This is a genomic window from Rhodococcus sp. AQ5-07 (assembly GCF_009707305.1).
GTDB classification, from domain to species: domain Bacteria; phylum Actinomycetota; class Actinomycetes; order Mycobacteriales; family Mycobacteriaceae; genus Rhodococcus_F; species Rhodococcus_F erythropolis.
In genome coordinates, this window is record NZ_CP046099.1 from 2,169,488 (window position 1) to 2,189,304 (window position 19,817).

General features: G+C 63.5%; 16 protein-coding genes and 1 pseudogene. All 17 read right to left on the reverse strand.

Features of this window, described 5'->3' with window-relative positions; genetic code table 11:
- Window positions 1-11: 11 nt before the first annotated feature.
- Window positions 12-3,125 (reverse strand): isoleucine--tRNA ligase, encoded by a 3,114-nt coding sequence (gene ileS / locus GJB56_RS09890; protein ID WP_113683752.1) that lies wholly within the window; start codon window positions 3,123-3,125, stop codon window positions 12-14.
- A 420-nt stretch (window positions 3,126-3,545) separates the two neighbouring features.
- Window positions 3,546-3,731, reverse strand: a pseudogene (locus GJB56_RS32070) (hypothetical protein); the annotation flags it as partial.
- A 49-nt stretch (window positions 3,732-3,780) separates the two neighbouring features.
- Window positions 3,781-4,608 carry a DivIVA-like cell division protein Wag31 gene (gene wag31 / locus GJB56_RS09900; protein WP_003941722.1) on the reverse strand — a complete coding sequence of 276 codons (828 nt, stop codon included), beginning with the start codon at window positions 4,606-4,608 and terminating at the stop codon, window positions 3,781-3,783.
- A gap of 126 nt (window positions 4,609-4,734) precedes the next feature.
- Complete coding sequence (locus GJB56_RS09905) at window positions 4,735-5,013, reverse strand: YggT family protein (RefSeq protein ID WP_003941780.1); 279 nt, start codon at window positions 5,011-5,013, stop codon at window positions 4,735-4,737.
- A gap of 4 nt (window positions 5,014-5,017) precedes the next feature.
- Entirely contained in the window at window positions 5,018-5,164 is a 147-nt protein-coding gene (locus tag GJB56_RS09910) for a hypothetical protein (protein WP_230091167.1), read from the reverse strand.
- 38 nt (window positions 5,165-5,202) lie between these two features.
- Window positions 5,203-5,850 carry a cell division protein SepF gene (locus tag GJB56_RS09915; RefSeq protein WP_113683665.1) on the reverse strand — a complete coding sequence of 216 codons (648 nt, stop codon included), beginning with the start codon at window positions 5,848-5,850 and terminating at the stop codon, window positions 5,203-5,205.
- Window positions 5,851-5,935: 85 nt separating this feature from the next.
- The gene (locus tag GJB56_RS09920; protein WP_019748868.1) at window positions 5,936-6,685 is read right to left on the reverse strand and encodes a YggS family pyridoxal phosphate-dependent enzyme; all 750 of its coding nucleotides are present in this window, start codon (window positions 6,683-6,685) and stop codon (window positions 5,936-5,938) included.
- Between the two features lie 6 nt (window positions 6,686-6,691).
- Window positions 6,692-7,459, reverse strand: coding sequence for a peptidoglycan editing factor PgeF (gene pgeF, locus GJB56_RS09925; protein WP_113683666.1), 768 nt, complete (start codon window positions 7,457-7,459; stop codon window positions 6,692-6,694).
- A gap of 108 nt (window positions 7,460-7,567) precedes the next feature.
- Complete coding sequence (gene ftsZ, locus GJB56_RS09930) at window positions 7,568-8,755, reverse strand: cell division protein FtsZ (protein ID WP_003941788.1); 1,188 nt, start codon at window positions 8,753-8,755, stop codon at window positions 7,568-7,570.
- Between the two features lie 258 nt (window positions 8,756-9,013).
- On the reverse strand, window positions 9,014-9,820 hold the full coding sequence (locus tag GJB56_RS09935) for a cell division protein FtsQ/DivIB (protein ID WP_230091168.1): 807 nt from the start codon (window positions 9,818-9,820) through the stop codon (window positions 9,014-9,016).
- Window positions 9,817-11,325 carry a UDP-N-acetylmuramate--L-alanine ligase gene (gene murC, locus GJB56_RS09940; RefSeq protein WP_019748871.1) on the reverse strand — a complete coding sequence of 503 codons (1,509 nt, stop codon included), beginning with the start codon at window positions 11,323-11,325 and terminating at the stop codon, window positions 9,817-9,819. Before murC ends, GJB56_RS09935 begins: the two co-directional genes overlap by 4 nt.
- The gene (gene murG / locus GJB56_RS09945; protein WP_019748872.1) at window positions 11,322-12,491 is read right to left on the reverse strand and encodes an undecaprenyldiphospho-muramoylpentapeptide beta-N-acetylglucosaminyltransferase; all 1,170 of its coding nucleotides are present in this window, start codon (window positions 12,489-12,491) and stop codon (window positions 11,322-11,324) included. Before murG ends, murC begins: the two co-directional genes overlap by 4 nt.
- Window positions 12,488-13,966 (reverse strand): putative lipid II flippase FtsW, encoded by a 1,479-nt coding sequence (ftsW, locus tag GJB56_RS09950; protein WP_019748873.1) that lies wholly within the window; start codon window positions 13,964-13,966, stop codon window positions 12,488-12,490. Before ftsW ends, murG begins: the two co-directional genes overlap by 4 nt.
- The gene (murD, locus tag GJB56_RS09955; RefSeq protein ID WP_113683667.1) at window positions 13,963-15,486 is read right to left on the reverse strand and encodes a UDP-N-acetylmuramoyl-L-alanine--D-glutamate ligase; all 1,524 of its coding nucleotides are present in this window, start codon (window positions 15,484-15,486) and stop codon (window positions 13,963-13,965) included. Before murD ends, ftsW begins: the two co-directional genes overlap by 4 nt.
- A 5-nt stretch (window positions 15,487-15,491) precedes the next feature.
- On the reverse strand, window positions 15,492-16,574 hold the full coding sequence (gene mraY / locus GJB56_RS09960) for a phospho-N-acetylmuramoyl-pentapeptide-transferase (protein ID WP_003941699.1): 1,083 nt from the start codon (window positions 16,572-16,574) through the stop codon (window positions 15,492-15,494).
- Window positions 16,571-18,130, reverse strand: a complete 1,560-nt coding sequence (locus GJB56_RS09965) for a UDP-N-acetylmuramoyl-tripeptide--D-alanyl-D-alanine ligase (protein WP_113683668.1) — start codon at window positions 18,128-18,130, stop codon at window positions 16,571-16,573. Before GJB56_RS09965 ends, mraY begins: the two co-directional genes overlap by 4 nt.
- On the reverse strand, window positions 18,127-19,761 hold the full coding sequence (locus tag GJB56_RS09970; protein ID WP_113683669.1) for a UDP-N-acetylmuramoyl-L-alanyl-D-glutamate--2,6-diaminopimelate ligase: 1,635 nt from the start codon (window positions 19,759-19,761) through the stop codon (window positions 18,127-18,129). The genes GJB56_RS09965 and GJB56_RS09970 overlap by 4 nt, the downstream gene beginning before the upstream one ends.
- Window positions 19,762-19,817 lie beyond the last annotated feature (56 nt).

Here is a 19,817-nt window from a genome sequence, read left to right on the forward strand (position 1 = left end):
TTACGGCGGTATTAGACCTTCGTGATCGCGGCGCGGATACCGTCACCGAGATCGACGGCGTCGTCTCCCGCTTCACCCACCGAGAACGAGGTGGCCAGAACCTCACCGGCGATCAATTCGCGATGACGCTCCGCCCACTCCTTGCAGTCCTGCGGAACCTCGAGTACGACGTTGATCCGGTCCGAGACGTCCAAACCGGCGGCACGACGCGCATCCTGCAACTGACGGATACGGTCCTTCGCCCAGCCCTCGGCTTCGAGTTCCTCCGTCACGACGGAATCGAGTACGACGAGTCCCGCACCGTCTGGCAATGCCGCCGTCGAATCAGGCTCGGCTGCAACCAGTTTCTGCGTGTACTCCTCGGGCAGCAGTTCGATGCCCGCCGCAACCACGACGCCGTCAGCGTTCTCGGTCCAGTCGCCCGCCTTGACCGCCTTGATGACAGTCTGAACGGACTTGCCCAGACGCGGTCCTGCTGCACGCGCATTGACCGCGATCTCGAAGCGCCCGTGCACGTCGACGTCATCGGTCAGATCGACCTTCTTGACGTTGACCTCGTCGGCGATCAGTCCGAGGAACGGACGCAGACGCTCGGCATCCGGCGCCGCAACCGTAACCTCGGGCAGCGGAAGTCGAACTCGCAGATTCTGCGCCTTGCGCAGGCTCAGCACCGTGGAGCACACGGTCCGGACGTCGTCCATCGCCGCTACCAGCTCGGGGTTCGCGGGGAGCTCCGACGCCTCCGGCCAATCAGCCAGGTGAACCGAGCGCTCCCCGGTCAACCCGCGCCAGATCACCTCGGATACCAGCGGCAACAGCGGCGCAGCGAGACGCGTCACGACCTCAAGCACGGTGTGCAGGGTGTCGATCGCGTCGCGATCCTCGTCCCAGAACCGCGAACGAGACCGTCGCACATACCAGTTGGTGAGCGCATCACAGAACAACCGAAGCTCGTCGCACGCGCCGGCGATGTCGTTGACCTCGAGGGCCTCGGTGATCACGTCGCGGGTGGTAGCGAGCTTGGCCAGGATGTACTGATCGAGGATGTTCTCCGAATCGGTACGCCACACACCGGATTCCGGCGCGTACAACTGCAGGAAGCTCCAGGCGTTCCACAGCGGGAGCAACGCCTGACGTACGCCTTCGCGGATGCCCTGCTCGGTCACGATGAGGTTTCCGCCGCGCAAGATCGGCGAAGACATCAGGAACCAGCGCATGGCATCGCTGCCGTCGCGGTTGAACACCTCCTTCACGTCCGGGTAGTTGCCCTTGGACTTGCTCATCTTCAGTCCGTCGTCGCCGAGCACGATGCCGTGCGCAGCAACGGTTTTGAACGCCGGACGATCGAAGAGTGCGGTTGCCAGTACGTGCAGCGTGTAGAACCAGCCGCGAGTCTGCCCGTTGTACTCGACGATGAAATCGCCCGGGAAATGGCCCTCGAACCATTCACGGTTCTCGAATGGGTAGTGCACCTGCGCGTACGGCATCGAACCGGATTCGAACCAGCAGTCGAGCACCTCGGGAACGCGGCGCATCATCGACTTCCCGGTCGGGTCGTCGGGGTTCGGGCGGACCAGGTCGTCGATCATCGGGCGATGCAGATCGGTCGGCCGCACGCCGAAGTCTGCCTCCAACTGATCGAGCGATCCGTACACGTCCGTACGCGGGTACTGCGGATCGTCCGACACCCACACCGGGATCGGGCTGCCCCAGTAACGGTTTCGGCTGATGTTCCAGTCTCGTGCACCTTCGAGCCACTTGCCGAACTGACCGTCACGGATGTGCTCGGGCACCCACGTGATGTCCTTGTTCAGCTCGACCATGCGATCTCGGAACTTGGTGACCGCGACGAACCACGAGGGAACCGCCATGTAGATGAGCGGCTGCCCACTGCGCCAACTGTGTGGGTACGAGTGCTCGATCGTCTCGTGCCGCAGCAGCTTTCCGGCAGCCTTGAGGTCCTTGATGATGACAGGGTTGGCGTCGAACACCATCAGGCCCTCGTACGGCGGAACCATCGAGGTGAACTTTCCACCCGGATCGAGCGGCTGTACGACCTCGATACCGTTGGCCGTGGCCACGTCCATATCCTCTTCACCGAAAGCCGGTGCGAGGTGGACGATTCCGGTTCCGGAGTCGGTTGTCACGTAGTCCGCCGAGAGCACGACGTGCGCATTCGGATGTCCGAGGAAGAAGTCGAACGGCGGAGTGTACGACAGTCCGACCAGCTCGGCGCCCTTGTGACGGGAAACGACCTCGGGGTCCTCCCCCAGTTCACGTGCGTAATGAGCTACCCGTGCTTCTGCGAGCACGTACCGCTTTCCGTCCTCGCCGAGCACCTGGACGTAGTCGACCTCGGGATGAACCGCAGTGGCCAAGTTGGACGGCAGTGTCCACGGAGTCGTGGTCCAGATGATCGCGTTTGCGCCGTCGAGGGGTGAACCCGGAGCGACCAGCGGCATGTCGACCGTGACTGCAGGATCCTGACGCATCTTGTACGCGTCGTCGAGACGAGTCTCCTGATTGGACAGCGGAGTCTGCTCGTACCAGCTGTAGGGCAGCACACGGAAGCCCTGATAGATCAGGCCCTTGTCGTGCAGCTCCTTGAAGACCCACATGACGGACTCCATGAAGTCGACGTCCAGGGTCTTGTAGTCGTTGTCGAAATCGACCCAGCGCGCCTGGCGGGTGACGTAGTCACGCCACTCGTCGGTGTACTTGAGCACCGAGGCCTTGCAGTACTCGTTGAACTTGGCCAGACCCATGACTTCGATCTCGGCCTTGTCCTTGATGCCGAGCTGCTTCTCCGCTTCGAGCTCTGCCGGAAGGCCGTGGCAATCCCAGCCGAAGCGTCGTTCGACCTTGCGTCCACGCATTGTCTGGAAGCGCGGCACCAGGTCCTTGACGTACCCCGTCAGCAGGTGGCCGTAGTGCGGCAAACCGTTTGCGAATGGCGGTCCGTCGTAGAAAACGAACTCTTCGTTACCGTCCCGATTGGAAACCGACGCACGGAAGGTGTCGTCGTCGTCCCACTGTTTCAGGACTTTCTGTTCCAGTTCGGGGAACTTGACTCCGGTGTCGGCGGGGACACCGTAGTCGACTTTGGGATACCCGTTACTCGCCATGGCGATCTCCTCGTGCCAGTCGGACTCGGCACGGGGACGACGTGACGCTTGTGCGCCGACACCGCGGTACCACCCCGTTTGCACCCCGCAGATCCGTGCTTTCACACCGGATCTCGAGCTGCCACTCGATCGAGCTGTGACGGGCTCACCCGTTCGGTTCTACTGGGTCCTCGACACGTACGAAAGCGTCGACAACCGTTCTTCCGAAAGCTCCCCGGTGATTGCCGGATCACAGCCTGGTATTCGTGTTGGACAGTCTAATACTCGTCCTGGACCTTGTCGGAACTCGCCCTAGGTCTTGTCGGGGGCACCCGGCGACCCGCCGTGGTTTCCCTGATTGTCGTCGTTGGCAGTAGCTGCATCATCGGTCGAGGAATCCGAGGAACTCTCGACTCGACCGTAAGGCGACGACACGCCGCTGCCCGATATCGGGTCATCCAACGAAGGAACCGCCTTCCTGCTGGTCAGCGCACTGACCAGCAGGAGGACGGCACCTGCTACACAAATCGCGATACATGCCCACGCCCAGATCAGCGACCCTGTGGTCAGGGCAACGATCAGGAGAGCGAAGCCAACTCCCGCGAGAACCAACGTCACGACCAGCACGTATCAACCTTTGTCCGGTCCGATAGCTGAGCCGACGAGGCGCTCTCGGTCAGCTGTTTCCCTTGGCGAAGGACGGGCTGTAGGAATCCTGTCCACCGTCGACCGGAACGGCCGAGCCACGCTGTTCGAGCTCTTCGAGCTGCGATTCCAGGTAGGACTTCAGGCGCACCCGGTACTCACGTTCGAACGTCTTGAGCTGCTCGATACGGCCCTCCAGGACCGAACGCTGCTGGTTGATGGTCGCCATGATTTCGGTGTGCTTCTTCTCGGCGTCTGCCTTGAGAGCGTCTGCCTTCTCCTGAGCCTGGCGAAGCTGGGTCTCGGAGCGAGTCTGAGCGTCGGTCAGCATTGCCTCCGACTTGTTGCGCGCATCCGCGATCATGCCGTCGGCCTTGCTGCGAGCCTCGCTCATGAGCTGCTCGGAGTTGGTGCGAGCACTGCCGAGCAGCTGCTCGGATTCGGTCTTGGCATCGTTGGTGAGGCGATCCGCCATCTCCTGAGCCAGTCCGAGGACCTTCGCGGCCTGCATGTGGGTGTCGCCACTCTGCGGCGCTGCAACGGCAGCGGCGGCGGGAACCGGAGCTGCAACGGGTGCAGGCTTGGGCGGTTCGACGACCCGAGCGGGCTCCGGCTTGGGCTGCGCTGCGACGGGTGCTGCCTGCTGAGCAGGTGCCGGCGACTTCTTGGCAGCCGCGAGCTCCTGATCCAGCTCACCTACGCGCTGGCGCAGGTCCGCATTCTCTTCGATGAGCTGCGACAGCGCCTGCTCGACGAGGTCGAGGAATGCGTCGACCTCGTCCTCGTTGTAGCCACGCTTGCCGATAGGCGGCTTGCTGAACGCAACGTTGTGCACGTCAGCTGGAGTCAGTTGCGGCATGGAAGGATCCCTTCACGCGTCATTTGGCGGTCTAGCAAGCATTCAGTTGCAACACAGTCTACGTAGTGGCGAACCACCGGATGAGTTATGGCTTCCATTCTGGCATACCACTCACTCGGACTGCGCTCAGCGAACAACCGACATCAGGATGATGACGATGAAAAGCAAGACCATGATGGATAGATCCAAGCGAACTCCACCGAGGTTGATCGGGGGGATCAACCTGCGGAGCAGTTTCACCGGAGGATCGGTGATCGTAAAAATGGTTTCGAGAATGACTGCGACCAATCCGGTCGGTCGCCAATCTCTGGCAAACGAACGAACGAACTCGACGATCACTCTGCCGATCAGCAACAGCCAGAAGACAACCAGCACCAGATAGATCACAGAGAGAAGCGCGTCCACACCCTCACTCTGCCTGACTTCTGCGGTGTGTCCAAAACAGACACACCGCAGCAATTCCGGAACCGGCCCGCATCGAGTCCGTCTTGTAACGGCCGGCGATGGGTCCGAATGCGGCGTCCGCCGAGACGGGCCACCGTTCGAATGTGCTCACGTCACCCCTGCTCAGGGGCCGGACTGCGGTCGAGACCATCATTTCTGGCTGTAGAAACCCGTCTCCGCGATACGACGGCGTTCCTCAGCGGAAACGTCGATGTCAGCCGGTGAGAGAAGAAACACTTTGGTGGCTACCTTGTCGAAAGAACCACGCAATGCGAACGCCAGGCCGGCCGCGAAATCGACCAGACGCTTCGCGTCGGCGTTGCTCATGTCGACCAGATCCATGATGACGGGAGTGCCGTCGCGGAACCGCTCACCGATGGTGCGGGCCTCTGCGTAGCTCTGCGGACGCAGTGTCGTGATCTTGGCGAGCGGGCCGCCGTCATCGACAACAGGCGCACGTCGCGCTTCGGGACGCTCTGCACGGGCATCGACCGCGAGGTTTCCACGGCTTGCCGGACGCGGCGCCATCGCCGGGCGGCTACTGCGGCTAACGGTGTCGACGCGGGGCCGGGAATCGTAGCGATCGAACTCCGCGTCCTCTTCGTCACGACGACTGGGCGCGTAGCTCGCCTTCGAGAAGGCAGGTTCGACGAACTCGCGGTCGTCGCGCTCGGCATAGCCGTCGTGACTACGACGGGGTGCGCGGCGAGCCTGATCGGGCTCCTCCACGTATTCGTCCTCGTAGTCATCGAGGGGGACCATGCCGAAGTAAGCCTTGAACTTATGCAGGTTGCTCATTGATCGACCTTCCTTGGCGCGGCGGAATCAATCCGACTGCGACCGGTCGCAGCGGTGTGGACGGGTTGGGCGATCACCTGAGCGATCACCTCGAGATTACTGGTCGTGAGCCGAGCAGTGCGGTTCCGACACGCACGCACGTTGATCCGTGGCGCACTGCGGCCTCCAGATCACCGGTCATGCCAGCCGAGAGTTCGGTTGCCCGGGGATGCGATTCGAGAATCAAAAGATGTGCCCTGCGGAGGATTTCGAACTGCTCGTCCGGATCTGATCCAAGCGGCGGGACGGCCATCAGTCCCGCAAATTCGAGACCTTCGGCTGATTCGATCCGCTCGGCGAGAGGGGTTAGCTCTCCCGTCGGAACTCCGCCACGCGCAGGGTCTCCGTCGAGACTTACCTGGATGAGCACCCGCAGCGGCGCTTTACGCTCCCCGTCGGACAAAGCTCCGAGCGCCGCCCGATCGAGTGCATCGGCCAGTCGTGCACTGTCCACCGAGTGAATTGCGTAGGCCCACTTCGCTACCGAACGCGCTTTGTTGCGCTGCAACTGCCCGATCATGTGCCAGCGAACCGGATCGTCTATCGCGCCGCTCTGTGCAGCGCCGTCGAAGTCCGCGACCTTCTCCACTGCTTCCTGCTCACGAGACTCACCGAATTCACGGCAACCCAGTTCGTACAGGATTCGGGCGTCGGACGCCGGAAAGAATTTGGTAACTGGCAGCAGTGCTACGTCGGAAACTTCACGACCGGCGGCAAGGCAGGCGGCCGCCAGCCGCGCACGCACCGAGTCGAGTGCCGTCGATATTTCTGTCAGCCGCATATCCGTCTGGCGCATTTCTGCCTAGACGGTTTCCTGCGCTGCGGGCGCTTCCATCCAGATCACTGCAGCTTGACGCCCGGTCAGAGATTCTCGGCGATGACTGAACAACGCGCGATCCTCGATCGTGCACCGCGGGTCCTCGGCAACACCGGACACACCCGCGGCGAGCAACTGCTTACGCAGTCCCGCACGCAGATCGAGTCCCGGCGTGCCCTTCTCGGTGCGAGTTGCGCTGCCCTGCAAGTGCTTTTCCACGTCCGCACGCATCGCGGCGGGAACCTCGTACTGGCGTCCGCTCGCTGCCGGGCCGAGGAAGGCACCGATACGTGAGACGTCCGCGCCCTGTCGCACCATCTCCGCGAGGACACGCGGGACGATACCGATGCGGGCACCGATCCGTCCGGCATGAACTGCCGCGATCACACCGGCCTCCTCGTCGGAGAGCAGAACGGGAACACAGTCTGCGCTGAGGGTGGCGAGCGCCAGGCCGGGAACGGTGGTGACCAGAGCGTCCGTCACGGGAATCACTTCGTCGGTCGGTTCCGTCACGACAGTGACGTTGCGCGAATGGATCTGTTCCATCCACACGAGATGGTCAGGCTCGACGCCTATTTCGCGTGCCAGACGACGGCGATTCGCCTCGACGGCTGCCGGATCGTCTCCGACGTGATCGCCGAGATTGAACGACTCGTACGGCGACGCGGAAACACCACCGGCTCGGCTGGTCACGACGCGGCGAACGCGGGTGCGGGTGGTCGACTTCTCGGTACTCAAGATAAGTGTGCTCACAAACGTCGAAAGTTGTCGTCCGGCTCAGACGTGACCGGACATCCAGTCAAGAACAGGGTACCCAGAAATTCCGGGCACCCTGTTCTCGAAACTGTTTGTAGCCCTGCGTCAGCGACGCATGAAGACCGGCACATCGACGTCGTCGTCGCCCTCGTCTTCCTGGACCGGCGCATGGCGTGGGCCACCGATCGGAGGCAAGCTACCCGAGCCCGTCGTCTCGCGCGCTGCGGAAATCGGCTGCTCGCCAGCAGGTTCGGCGGCCACCGGTGACCGGCCGACCTCACCCGCGCGCCCGGCGCCGATAGCTCCACGTCCCTGTGCGGTCGACTCCACGGGACGACGAGCCGGAGCTCCTCCGTCGAATCCCGCAGCGATGACCGTCACACGAACCTCGTCACCGAGTGAATCGTCGATGACCGTTCCGAAGATGATGTTGGCGTCGATGTGCGCGGCTTCCTGCACCAGCGAAGCCGCCTCGTTGATCTCGAACAGACCCAGATCGCTACCACCGGCGATCGACAGGAGCACGCCGCGGGCGCCTTCCATCGATGCTTCGAGGAGAGGCGAATTGATCGCAGATTCCGCCGCCTTGATCGCGCGTCCCTCACCACGTGAGGATCCGATGCCCATCAACGCACTGCCTGCACCGGACATGACACCCTTGACGTCCGCGAAGTCGACGTTGATCAGACCCGGGGTGGTGATGAGGTCGGTGATGCCCTGGACACCGTTGAGGAGAACCTCGTCGGCGCTGCGGAAGGCGTCCATGAGGCTGACGGCCGCGTCACCCAACTGGAGCAGGCGATCGTTGGGAATGACGATCAGCGTGTCGCAGGACTCGCGGAGCGCCTGGATTCCGGTATCCGCCTGTCCCCCACGACGCTTGCCCTCGAAGGAGAACGGCCGAGTCACGACGCCGACGGTGAGTGCGCCCAGCTTCCGGGCGATGCTTGCCACGACAGGGGCACCACCGGTTCCGGTGCCACCACCCTCGCCTGCGGTCACGAACACCATGTCGGCGCCCTTGATGACCTCTTCGATCTCGTCCTTGTGATCTTCGGCTGCCTTGCGACCCACTTCAGGGTCAGCACCGGCGCCGAGGCCACGGGTCAATTCACGACCGACGTCGAGCTTGACGTCGGCGTCACTCATCAGAAGGGCTTGCGCGTCCGTGTTGACCGCGATGAACTCGACTCCCTTGAGTCCCTGTTCGATCATGCGGTTGACTGCGTTCACGCCGCCGCCGCCGATGCCGACGACCTTGATTACGGCGAGGTAGTTGTGCGGGGGCGTCATCGGCTCTCGCCTTCCGTGTCGTGTTTCACGCTGCTTGTCAGTGCTGCTGTCTTTTTACTGCTGCTGTATTTGTAACTGCTGGTGTATTTGTTACTGCTGGTGTTCGAGATAAACCCTAAACCTCAACCACAGGGTTAGAGTTATGTCAAGTATTCGATCTGAAACGAAACGCTATGCACCGTCGTCGCGTTCCGCCATTAGGCGCGCCGAGACACACCGAAGTATTTGCCACGCACCGGCGCACGGGTGCACCGTGCGCTATCGGACCGTCGGAAGATCAGGACTGGACACGTCGTACGTCTGCCCCGGTTGAGTCAACAGAGGAAGCGTCACGGCAGCCTTACGATCCGAGTGCTCGACACCGCCCCAGTTTACGGCGCGACCGTCGAGCAGAGTCAGCGTGACACTCGAAATCGACCGAGCGGCAACCTCTCCCACCTGAAATCTCAGATCCGGCGGCAGCACCGACAACACCTCGAGCGCGGCAAGCGTCGGCTCGTCGTTCCATCCCGGCGTCGGTGTCACCAGACGCGGAACCCCCGGCGGCGGGACGCCCATCTCGAAGTCGACACCCTTCTCGTCCAGCAGGTGTGCCCCCTCGGGTGAGTCGACGAAGACAACCGGTACCCGTTCGGTCACGGTGACGCGAATGGTCGACGGATACATCCGCTGCACTCGGGCGGAGGCCACCTTCGGAATCGTCGCTACACGTGCGGCGGCGGCGCCGGTGTCGACCCGCATCAACGGCTGACCGGTCGGTACTGCCAGGAGCGAAAGTATCTGTTCCTCACTGACCGTCGTCGCACCGAGAACTTCGGTGCCCCGGACCGAGAGCACCGGAGACAACCAGGCCGTCAGCGCAATTCCCACCACCAGCACGATTGCCAGCGGTGCCACGATCAGCGGTCGCTTGAACCACTTACGAGTCGGCGTGGGTTCGGGAGCTGGCTCCGTCGACCGCGTCGAGTATCGCGATTCGGTGCGAGTACTGCGCCGACGCGTACTGGTGGCTCGCCTGGCCTGAGGATCTCGACGCCCGCGACGACTTCGTGCGTCGGGTGTCATCGCGGCGCGGGATGCGGCGCCGAACGCAAAGCATCGAGGATCTGTTTGCCGAGCATGGTCACGTCACCGGCGCCCATCGTGATGACGATGTCGCCGGGGTGAGCCAACGCCGCCACCTGCTTCGGTGCCTGCGACAGATCGGGTTGATAGTGAACAGGTTTGGTGACCGATTGAGCGACAAGCGCACCGCTGACTCCCGGCATCGGCTCTTCGCGAGCACCGTAGACATCGAGAACCACTACCTCGTCGGCCAAGTCCAGTGCCTGCGCGAACTCCACGGCAAATGCCGCTGTGCGCGAATAGAGGTGAGGTTGGAAGACCACGATCACACGTCCGGCTGCCGAATTGGTCGACGACGAATCATCTTCCGGTCGAACCAGATCCGCGGCCGCGCCGAGAACCGCGCGAACTTCGGTCGGATGGTGGGCGTAGTCGTCGAACACCCGGACACCACGCTCGCGGCCGGTGAACTGGAAGCGGCGGTGGACGCCACCGAATCCGGCGAGCCCCTCGACGATCTCCTCGGTCTCGGCGCCCGCATCACGGGCGGCCAGCAGGGCGGCAAGTGCGTTGAGCGCCATGTGCCGACCCGGCACTGCCATCCGCACGGTTCGCGCGGCGCTCTCGCCGGCCAGTTGGAACTGCAGGACTCCCCCGACGTCGTGTGCATGGAAGCCCAGTAGTCGGACTCCGACCTCGACGCCGTCGACAGGTTCGAAGGCAGTGCCCGCTTCTACTTCCTGCGCATCCGCTGATCCGTAACCGAGCACACGGATGTCCGAACGACCCGAGGCCACGATTCGCTTCGCGAGATCCGCAGATCCCGGATCGTCGAGGCAAGCAATCAGAAGTCCACCCGGACGTAGCTTGTCGACAAAATCGTCGAACACCTTCACATACGCTTCGACGCTGCCGAAGTAGTCGAGGTGATCGGCCTCGATGTTGGTCACGACGATCACGTTGGGGTCGTACTGAAGCAGCGACCCGTCGCTCTCGTCGGCCTCGGCGACAAAGACGTCACCGCTGCCGTGATGGGCATTCGTGCCCGCCTCGTTGAGTTCGCCGCCAACGGCAAACGAGGGGTCGAAACCGCAGTGCTGCAGGGCGACCACGAGCATCGACGTCGTCGACGTCTTGCCGTGTGTTCCCGAAACCAGAAACGTGCGATTGCCCTGCATGAGTGATGCAAGGACAGCCGGCCGAAGAATCACCGGGATTCCGCGGCGAGCGGCCTCGACGAGTTCCGGGTTGTCCTTCGGAATAGCTGCGTGCGTCGTGACGACGACGGTCGGTCCACCTGGCAGCAGGTCGAGAGCATCGGCGTCGTGGCCGATCCGGACCTGTGCCCCGCGTGCACGAAGCGCCAGGACTCCTCGGCTCTCCTTGGCGTCCGAACCCGAGACAAGGCCCCCGCGGGAAAGCAGAATTCGAGCGATGCCGGACATACCGGCACCGCCGATTCCGACCATGTGTACTCGCTCGAGGTGGGCGGGCAGCGCGGTCATCGGTTTCCCCTTGCATTTTCCTGGACGGCGTTTTCCTTTGCCGCGATGTCGAGCACGATCCGTGCGATCTCTGTTGCCGCCGTGCGGTGCCCGACATTGGCAGCGCCACTGCTCATCTTGTCGAGACGCGCGCTGTCGCTCAGCATCGGGACGACGGTGCCGGCGACGAACGTCGGCGTGAGCTCGTTGTCGGAGACGATGATCGCGCCGCCCGCTGCGACAACGGGTTTCGCGTTGAGTTCCTGTTCACCGTTGCCGTGCGGCAGCGGAACGTAAACGGCCGGTAGTCCGACCGCCGAGACCTCGGCGACCGTCATCGCGCCCGAACGACAGATCGTCGCGTCGGCTGCGGCATACGCGAGATCCATCCGCGAAAGATAAGGTACAGCCACATACGGTGCCGTCTCCGAGTACTGCGTGACCTCGAGGGAGTTCTTGGGTCCGTGTGCGTGAAGGACCGAGATCCCGGCCTTCGCCAGTTCTTCCGCTGCTCCGGACACCGCGTCGTTGAGCGATTTCGCGCCTTGCGATCCGCCGAAGACGAGCAGAACGGGACCGTCCTGAGGCAGTCCGAAGTACTCGCGAGCTTGCGAGCGGAGTCCCGCTCGATCGAAATTGGCGATCGACGCGCGAACCGGGATGCCGACGATCTCGGCGTCCTGATCGCCGCGGTTCTTCACTCCGGAACCCGGAACAGCGGCAAGCACCCGCGTCGCCAGGCGAGCACCGATCTTGTTCGCGATGCCGGCACTGGCGTTCGCCTCGTGGATGACGATCGGAATCTTGCGGCGGCGCCGAAGAACACCGCCACGTGCGGCAAGATACGCCGGAAGCGCGACGTAACCACCGAAACCGACGATCACGTCGGCGTCGACGGAATCGAGTACCTCACGGGTCTTGCGCACCGAGGCGAGGATGCGTGTCGGCAATTTCACCAGATCCATCGTGGGCTTACGAGGAAGCGGAACCGGCGGAATGAGCTCGAGTGTGTACCCGCGGGCAGGCACCAAGGTGGTTTCGAGACCACGTGCTGTCCCGAGTGCGGTGATCCTGGTGTCGGGCTGAGCGGCCTTGACCGCGTCCGCGACCGCAAGTGCGGGTTCGATGTGACCAGCCGTGCCTCCCCCTGCCACCACTACCGACAGAGCCGATTTGTTGCCGCTCACCTACGAATTCCTCGCTCTCGAACTTCTCGTGGATCTTGTGCCCTACGTGTCGGCGCCTGCCGACGCTGACCATTCTGCCCTCCCGCGGTGCGCTTCCGTGACCCAGCGGCCGCACCTCGGTTGGAATCCGAGGAAGGGCGAGCGCCTTGATCTGCCCGCTTGCGTCGATCGCCCGTCTCGATCGCGCGCCGGCCGTCGCGTCCGCGTGCCGGTTCGATCTGTCGTGCGGGCTTCGGTCGACGGATAGGCCGGCCCCCTGACGGCGGGTGGTACAGCACCGGCTTGGGCAGTCTGAGCAACTTCGAGATCTTGCCGTCCTGCCCGGAGTTCAGAGCGGCAACTGCTTCTGGCTCGTGGCGCGCTGCATTGGCGATGACCCCGAACATGAACAGCGTGATCGCCAAGGACGAACCACCGGCGGAGACCAAGGGCAACTGGAGTCCGGTCACCGGTAGCAGTCCGATGACGTAACCGATGTTGATCATCGCCTGGCCGACGATCCAGGTAGTTGCGGTGGCCGACAGGAGCCGCCAGAACGGATCGATGCTGCGGGCTGCGATCCGCAATCCCGTGTACACGAATACAGCGAACAAACCGATCACCACAGCGCAGCCGACAAATCCCAACTCTTCGCCGATGATCGCGAAGATGAAGTCGTTGTGAGCGTTCGGTAGGTAGTTCCATTTGGCGACGCTCTGCCCGAGTCCGCGACCGAAAACGCCGCCGTCAGCGAGCGAATACAAGGCCTGCTTGGCCTGATAGTTGTTGCCCTGCAGGTCATCGCTCTTGTTGAAGAAGGCCTGGACTCGGTCGGATCGATACCCGGCCGTCATGGCCAGGACAGCGGCGCCGACAACGCCTGTCAGCGCGATCGAGCCGAAGAGTTTCAGTGGAAGCCCACCGAACCACAGCAAGGCCCCGACGATGATTCCCAGTGCGATGGTCGTACTGAGGTTCGGCTGCGCGACGACCAAGGCGAAGACCAGCATCGCAGCGGGCACGAGCGGAATCAGGATCGACTTCACGGATCGGTCGTCCGGACGCCTCGAGGCCAACAGATGCGCGCCCCAGATCGCCAAGGCGACCTTCATGATTTCCGATGGTTGCACCGAGAATCCACCGACGTTGAACCAGCGACGCGCACCCTGCGCTTCGGTGCCGATTCCCGGAATCAGAACGAGTACCAGCATGATCAGCACGACGACGAACAGCGGAAACGAATACTGCCGGAGCACTCTCGCCGGGATCCGCAGCGCGACGTAGAAGAGCACCGCCCCGAGAATCGCGAAGATCAACTGCTGGGTGAACAACGAATATGCCGAGCCACCGGACACGTACTGCTCGACGCTCGACGCCGACAGAACCATCACGAGCCCCAAGACAGTCAACATCGTGGCAATCGTCACCACCAGGTGGAACGACGCCAACGGCCGCGCCAACCAGGCACCGATTCGGGTCTTGGGACCCTTGGTCATCGCAAGTTCCCGGCTTGGCCAGGCGAATCCGTGAACGGATCGGGTAATGCGGCTACGGCGGCGGCGAAACTGTCACCACGATGTCCGTAGCTGGCGAACATGTCCAAGGACGCGGCGGCCGGGGCAAGTACAACTGCATCACCGGGGGACGCCAACTCGGCAGCTTCGACGACCACTGCGGCCATGACGGCATCCGCGTCGGCACCCGACGGCAGCCGGATGGTGAGAGTCGAGTTGCTGCTGTTTTCGCTCACCACTTCATCGTCCCCCGACAGCACGTGCACCACGGGAACATCGGGCGCGTGTCGCGCCAGCGCGTCCTCGATCACACCGGCGTCACGGCCGAGAAGAACAGCGCCGGACAGTCTCGGTCCCACTTCGCTCACCAACTGCTCGACGCTTGCGCCCTTGAGTAGACCGCCTGCAACCCAGACGACGCGGTCGTGCGCGAGTATCGACGGCCTGGCTGCGTGCGGATTGGTGGCCTTGGAATCGTCGATGTACACAACGGACCCGACACGACCGACCAGGGCCCCTCGGTGTGGGCCGACCTTGTGCGCTGCCAGACCGCGTTCGACGACGTCGGCCTCGAATCCGAGTGCCCGCGCCAAAGCGGCAGCGGCAAGCGCGTCCATGACGCCTGCCGGGCCGGCCGGATCTATGGAAGCTGCTTCGGCCAAGCGGACGTGATCGCCGAAAGCGTTGTCCACGAGGTGCCCCGCTTCGACACCCAGTTCTCCTTCGCCCGGTTCACCCAATCTGAACCCGGTGACAATGTCTGCAGTTGCGCGAGTTCCCAGTTCGGAAGCGATTGCGTCATCGAGGCCGACCACCGCGACCTTTCCACTCAGCGCCCGCGACTTGGCCTCGGCGTACGCGCTCATTCCGCCGTGCCAGTCGAGGTGATCCTCGGCGACATTGAGGACCACGCCGGCATCCGGACGCACCGAAGGTGCCCAGTGCAATTGGAAAGACGACAGTTCGACAGCGAGGTACTCCACGCGCGGCGACGTCTCGGCGAGTGCCTCGAGTATCGGAAGCCCGATGTTCCCGCAGGCTCGGCCGACAACTCCGGCGGCGTCGAGAATCGAGGCCAGCATCGACGTCGTCGTGGTCTTTCCGTTCGTCCCCGTCACGACGAGCCATTTACGGGGTCCGCCGAAGTGTCCGCTGTGGTCGACGCGCCACGAGAACTCGACGTCTCCCCAGATGGGAATCCCGTGACCGGCGGCCGCTGCAAGGATCGGTGCGTCCGGCCGAAAGCCCGGACTGGTGACGACGAGCCCGTACTCGGTGATCGAATCCGGGGCATCCTCGATCGAGGTGGTGGTCACCATGTCCGCGCCGAGTTCGGCGCAGCGCTGCGCGAAGTCGAGGGTCGAATCGGCGACCGTCACGACAGCGCCGAGCGCGACGAGAGGTTCGATGGTCGCTTGACCGGACACCCGCCCACCGGCGACCAGCACTCGCGTACCGCGGAGCCAGGACAGGTCGTTCTCGGAATCCGCTGAGCTGGTCATGGTTTTCAGCCTCCGAGCGCTGCGAGGTATTCGCTGTAGAAGAGGGCCAATCCGATAGCCGACGCAATAGCCGCCAGCAACCAGAATCTGATGATGACCGTGGTTTCAGCCCACCCGGCGAGTTCGAAGTGGTGATGGAACGGTGCCATTCGGAAGACCCGCCGTCGGCTGGACCGGAACACCGCTACCTGGATCACCACCGACGCGGCCTCCGCGACGAACAGTGCACCGATTACGACCATCAACAGTTCCGTGCTTGTGGTGATCGACAATCCGGCGAGCATGCCGCCGAGGGCAAGAGAACCGGTGTCGCCCATGAAGATCTTGGCGGGTGCGGCATTCCACCAAAGGAAACCGATGCACGCGCCGGCGCCGGCCGCGCAGAGCACCGCGAGATCGAGCGGGTCTCGGACGTCGTAGCAACCCTTACCGGGATTCGTCTCGCACGAGTAGCGGAACTGCCAGAACGTGATGATGACGTAGGCGCCGAGAACGAAACTCATCGCTCCGGCGGCCAGTCCATCGAGGCCGTCGGTCAGGTTGACGGCATTGGACCAGGCGCTGACCAGTAGGTAACAGAAGGCGATGAAGACCACGGAACCGAGTGAGACGGTGGCGATGTCGCGAACGTACGACAAATGAACACTGCCCGGAGTCAGCCCGTCGTCACCGCGGAACTGCAGGGCCAAGATTCCGAAGGCAATGGCAGCGACGAACTGGCCGACCAGCTTCGCTGTCTTGTTCAGTCCCAGATTGCGCTGCTTGCGGATCTTGATGAAGTCGTCGAGGAAACCGACTCCACCGAGCGCGGTGGTCAGACCGAGAACGAGTAGGCCGGACGCCGACGGTCCCTCCGCGTTGTCCATGCCGAGACCGATGAGGTGTGAGCCGAGATAGCCGGCCCAGATTCCGGTCAGGATCGCGACGCCGCCCATCGTGGGAGTGCCGCGCTTCGCCTGGTGACTGGCTGGACCTTCGGTTCGGATCTCCTGCCCGAAACCTTGTTTCGAGAACGCCTTGATCAGGATCGGCGTGAGCATGATGGAGACCGCCAGCGCGATGCCTGCGGCGAGAAGAATCTGGATCACTGCGAATCCCCGCCGTTCTCGCCATCGGTGTTCGCGTCACCGGTGTTGTCGCTGGGCGTTGCGGCCAGAATCGCTTCGGCGACCGTCCACAGTTCAACCGACTTGGACGCCTTCACCAGGACGAGATCGCCCGGTTCAAGTTCCGCTTCGAGAATGGCGATTGCCGCAGCTGCGTCTGGCACGACGACGGACTCGTCACCCCACGACCCCTCCATCACCGCACCTTGATGCATCGCACGCGAGGTGCGGCCCGTTCCGACGACGATCAACTTGCTGACATCGAGTCTGACGGCCAGGCGACCGATCGCGTCATGCTCGACGACCGATTCCGGCCCGAGTTCACCCATCTCACCGAGCACAGCCCAGCTACGGCGCCCGAAGTGCCGATCCGATCGCGCCATGGACACCAACGCTTTGAGCGCAGCGCGCATGGAATCGGGATTTGCGTTGTAACTGTCGTTGACGACGGTGACGCCGTCGGCGCGCTCGGTGACTTCCATCCGCCTCGCTGACGCTGCCTTCGTGCCCTCGAGGACACGAGCGATGTCTGCAACCGCGAGGCCGTTCTCGAGTGCGACGGCCGCAGCGGCAAGAGCGTTGCTCACGTGATGTTCGCCGTGAACGGCCAGGCGAATACGCGCAGAACCCTGTGAACAGTTCAGCGTGAAGGAAGCCCGGGCCTGGTCGTCGACAACCACGTCGGTCGCCCGAACGTCGCAGTCTTCGGACTGACCGACGAATACGATCCGGGCCTTGGTTCGACTCGCCATTGCGGCGACCATGCGGTCGTCGGCGTTGAGGACCGCAACTCCACCGTCGGCTGCCGACGGGAGTGCTTCCACCAGTTCACCTTTGGCGACCGCGATCGCTTCACGCGAACCGAATTCACCGAGATGGGCGGTGCCGACATTGAGAACGACGCCGATCTTCGGCGGCGCGATCTTGGTCAGTTCGCCGACGTGACCGACCCCGCGGGCCGACATCTCGAGGACCAGGAAGCGGGTCTTCTCGTCGGCGCGGAGCACAGTCCACGGCAAACCCAGTTCGTTGTTGAACGAGCCTGGTGGGGCGACCACCTCACCGCGTTCGCGAAGCAGCGCCGCAATCAGGTCCTTGGTCGAGGTCTTGCCTGCCGAACCAGTGACACCGACCAGCGTCAGCCCGCCCCCCGAAGCCGACCTCTCTGCTGCCAGTTCGTCGACCACGGCCCTGGCCAGGAGGCCGAGGGCATGCAAGACGGCAGCCCCGGATCCGTCTGTGTCATGTTCGAGCAACATCACAGCGCTCGGACCGTCGTTCGGTACCGACGGGACAACTATCGCCGGAACCCCGACCGGCCGCGCTGCGAGCACCGCCACCGCACCGGCGGCCACCGCCGCTTCCGCATGGTCGTGACCGTCGACGCGTGCGCCGGGGAGTGCGAGAAACAGTCCACCTGGCCCAGCCTTGCGCGAATCGAATTCGACGGTTCCTGTCACCTGAGTCGACGGATCGTCGACGTCATGCAGGGTTCCTCCGACGATCTCGGCGATCCGAGAGAGCGTCATCGGGATCATTGCTTGCCTCCATGTGCTGTGTTGATCGCGAATCGGCCGATCATTTCGCCCAACACCTCGCGGTCGTCGAATGGGTGTTTGACCCCGTCGATTTCTTGACCCACTTCGTGGCCTTTGCCTGCCACCAGTACTACGTCGCCTGGCTGCGCCCACCGGACTGCTTGCTCGATCGCGAGCGCCCTGTCCCCCACTTCGCGAATCTCGCCGCGTTCGGATTCGGGAACGTCGATGGCGCCTTGCATAACCGAAGCGCGAATTTTCGCGGGATCCTCGGTGCGCGGGTTGTCGTCGGTGACGATCAGCAGGTCTGCGCCCCTCGCACCAGCTTCGCCCATGAGGGTGCGTTTGCCGGCGTCGCGGTCCCCGCCCGCACCGACGACCACAGCCACTCGGCCGGGAACCTGATTGCGCAGGGTGGCGATCACGGCTTCGAGTGCCGCCGGTTTGTGGGCGTAGTCGACGACTGCCAGGAAGCTCTGCCCACGGTCGATCCGCTGGACCCGTCCGGGGACATCCACCGTTCCGAGTGCTCGAACAGCAGCGTCCGGATCGAGTCCGGCCGCGAAGCTGACAGTCAGTGCCAAGGCTGCGTTGGCCACGTTGTATCGACCGGGGAGGCGAAGCGAGACGGGCCACGATTGTCCGTCCGGCCCGACCAACTCGAAAGTCTGCGAGCCGTCCTCGGCAACCTCGACGGCGCCGACCTTCCACTCGGCCTCGGCCGTCGAGGTCGAGACCGTGGTCACCGCATCGCTCTCGTCGGTCGCGGCCAACTCAGCCATCCGTCGACCCCATAAGTCGTCGACGCAGACGACGGCATGCTCGGCTCGCACCGTCGACTCGGGATCGAACAGCCGAGCCTTGGCCTGGAAGTACTCCTCGAAGTCCCGATGGAAATCCAGGTGGTCCTGCGAAAGATTGGTGAACGCGCCGATGTCGAAGCGGATGCCGTCGACGCGTCCGAGAGCGAGCGCGTGACTGGACACCTCCATGACGACGGTATCGATCCCCTGCTCTGCCATCACGGCGAACAGAGCATGGAGTTGCGGAGCTTCCGGCGTGGTCAGAGCGCTGGGTACTCGGCGGCCGTCGATCCGAGTCTCGATGGTGCCAACCAGACCGGGCTTGCGGCCGGCTCCGGCAATCGCCGCTTCGAGCAAGTACGACGTCGTCGTCTTGCCGGATGTGCCGGTAATGCCGACGACCTGCATCTTCTCCGATGGCCGGCCGTAGATCTCCGCTGAGATCTCACCGAGCACATCCCGCGGGTTCGGATGAACGAGAACCGGGACGGACCGGTCGGGCGCCTTGCCGGCGGCCTCGATCAATTCGAGGCCGGCCTCGTCGGTCAAGATCGCGGTCGCACCGCGCCCCAGAGCGTCGACGGCGAACTGAGCGCCGTGCGTCCTGGCACCGGGCAGAGCGGCGAAGAGGTCATCGGCCACGATTCCCTGCGCACGCAGGTCGACGCCCTTGACGACGACCTCCGACGACTGTGATCCCGGTTGCCCGACCCATTCGAGGCGAGCTCCGGACAATTCGGAGAGCGCCGTGATCGCGGTAGCAACCGGTTGTGTCGGACGCGTCCCGGGAGCGCCGTCCGAGTTCGACGATTGCAAACGATTCGGCACTGTCACTCGACTCCTGGCAATTGTCGTTGTTCTTTGGCGGTCGCAGCGCAAGCAAA